Source organism: Sphingomonas sp. 2378 (assembly GCF_038084995.1).
Lineage (GTDB): Bacteria > Pseudomonadota > Alphaproteobacteria > Sphingomonadales > Sphingomonadaceae > Sphingomonas.
In genome coordinates this window covers 1-2,019 of sequence record NZ_JAXCMJ010000096.1, presented here as the reverse complement: position 1 = coordinate 2,019, position 2,019 = coordinate 1, and the positions used below count along the sequence as shown (strand labels likewise).

General features: G+C 64.3%; 3 protein-coding genes. All 3 read right to left on the bottom strand.

The annotated features are described in order from the left end of the window. Window positions 1-196 precede the first annotated feature (196 nt). From SM191_RS19375 to SM191_RS19365, 3 genes are read right to left on the bottom strand one after another with little or no spacing between them, the layout of a single operon-like run. Complete coding sequence (locus SM191_RS19375) at window positions 197-784, bottom strand: GyrI-like domain-containing protein (protein ID WP_341507634.1); 588 nt, start codon at window positions 782-784, stop codon at window positions 197-199. A 27-nt stretch (window positions 785-811) separates the two neighbouring features. Then, the gene (locus SM191_RS19370; RefSeq protein WP_341507633.1) at window positions 812-1,048 is read right to left on the bottom strand and encodes a helix-turn-helix domain-containing protein; all 237 of its coding nucleotides are present in this window, start codon (window positions 1,046-1,048) and stop codon (window positions 812-814) included. Beyond that, a complete protein-coding gene (locus SM191_RS19365) occupies window positions 1,048-1,674 on the bottom strand; it encodes a hypothetical protein (RefSeq protein WP_341507632.1) in 627 nt (208 codons plus the stop codon). The genes SM191_RS19370 and SM191_RS19365 overlap by 1 nt, the downstream gene beginning before the upstream one ends. Between the last annotated feature and the right edge of the window lie 345 nt (window positions 1,675-2,019).

Below are 2,019 nucleotides of genomic sequence, written 5' to 3'. Positions count from 1 at the left end.
GAAAACCAAAAGAAATCCGTCATTCCACCACCTCCTCGCAGAGCCAGTGAATCACCATCATGCAGGAAACGGAAGACGGTTATTGGGTCCGGACCCTAGGCTGCGCGTACCGCCCAGCCCGGCGGCATGTTCAAGACCCCCTCGCCCGTACCCCCTGGGCCGAAGCTGGATCGCCGCAAACTGGGCAATCAGCGCCTCAAGCGAGGTCCCCGCCTTTCCAACGATGAACTCGTTGGGCGTGGCTTGGGAGAGTACGTCCACCAGCAGACAGGATGACCGGATACCGCGCCTGCCGGCGTCTCAAAATTGCTTCATGTTCCGGCACCTCCGGGAAGAAGGTGACACGCTGGCAGTAGAGCGGAAAGTCCCGCGCTTCCTCGCCGCTGGCCGGTAGCCAATCGCGGTAGAGGTATAGGGCGGCAGGCTCCAGATTGTCGGTGTTGCCGATGACGCGCAGCACCGCGCAGCGTCCGCCGGGGATCGTGCAAGCCTCGATCCGCTCGCCATGCGCCTCAATTTGACGATCGGTGCCGACGCATAGGTCCATGCGGTACTCGGCCGGGGGCGTCGTGTGCGGATCTTCCCAGAAGGCGGCCGCCGCCTGCTCCCCCGACATCGTTCGCGCCGGAGAACCCGCATAGGCTGCGAGCATCTCGTTCCACTGCGCGACGAACTCGGTTGGAGAGATCACGCCGGCTCGGACCAGCAGCGCGCGGGCATAATAATCGGTGAAGCCTTCGCTGAACCAATAATGCGCCGGCCGCGAAGCCCGGTCGTCGGGCATCGCGGAGCGGACGGATGATCGCCGGGGTCAATCGCCAGCATCCGGGCGAAGGTCGTCGTCGGACGCTTCATAGGAGAGGATGTCGCCCGGCTGGCAATCGAGGTAGCGGCAGATTGCGGACAAGGTGGAGAAGCGCACGCCCTTGACCTTGCCCGATTTGAGCAGGGACAGGTTCGACTCGGTGATCCCGATCGCTTCTGCCAGTTGCTTCGACCGGACCTTCCGCTTCGCGAGCATGACGTCGAGTTGGACGATCATTGGCATCAGATAAAACGGTCTAGGTCGCGCTGTGCCTTCAACGCCGCCTCGACCGCCCAAATCGCCGCATAGGCGGCAAAGGCGAGCAACAAGCCGCCGGCAATCGGCGCGAGCAGGATCGTGGTCACGATCTGGAAGCCGGAGGGCATCCCTTGCGACAGCCATGTCTCAAGCGCACTCTCGTAGATCGGGCCGGCGAGCGTCCACACGATCGCCGCCAGGGAGGCGCGGCGGAGCCACGGCAGCGCCCTTTCAAGCGTATCGGCGCCGCTACCGCCCAGGCGCCGCAGCGCAATACCTACGGTGCCGAGCAACGCCATGAAGGGCAACAGGTCGATTGCCTCGATGGCCGCGAGCCCAATGCGCACATCGGTTCGCGCGACATAGGCCTCGTACCGGGTAAGAGCGACAGGCGACCCTTCAATCTCCGCCCGGCTTTCTTCCGGCAATAGCGTCGTCGCATTCGCGTTCCAGGCACAGCCATAGCCCCCGCCGCAGATCGGCCATGCCCCAGGGGTCAAGCCGGCGACAGCGATCACGATCGGCATCACGGCTGCACTGAGGAGGAATACCACACCTGCCAGCCGGCAGAGAAACGCCTTGCGCGGAGGAAGAAAATAGCCGGAAGGCATAAACGACTTTCTGTTTGACGAAAACTTATCATCACCATACGGGGTGCATATCGACTTTGAAAGCGGCATGCGAGGGGGGGGGCAGCACGATGATGCGGGACGGCAGCGACGGCGCGGGATCGCCAGGGCCGGAAACTGTTTTCGCGGCAGCCCGTCACCCTCGTGCGCGCCGGATGTTCTTTTTTCGGGCAAGATGGCTTCACGTCGCCGCCGTAGTTCCCGTGGCGTTGCTCGCGGCGTGCGGCGGAGGCGGTGAGGGCACCGGCGGGGCGGTGACGGTGGTGCCTGGCTCATCGTCTCCCGGCACAACGCCGACGCCCACCCCCACCCCCTCGTCTTCGGCAC

Excerpts from the sequence above, each read along its gene's own strand:
- SM191_RS19375 (WP_341507634.1), bottom strand. The coding sequence starts at position 784 with ATGCCCGACGACCGGGCTTCGCGGCCGGCGCATTATTGGTTCAGCGAA.
- SM191_RS19370 (WP_341507633.1), bottom strand. The coding sequence starts at position 1,048 with ATGCCAATGATCGTCCAACTCGACGTCATGCTCGCGAAGCGGAAGGTC.
- SM191_RS19365 (WP_341507632.1), bottom strand. The coding sequence starts at position 1,674 with ATGCCTTCCGGCTATTTTCTTCCTCCGCGCAAGGCGTTTCTCTGCCGG.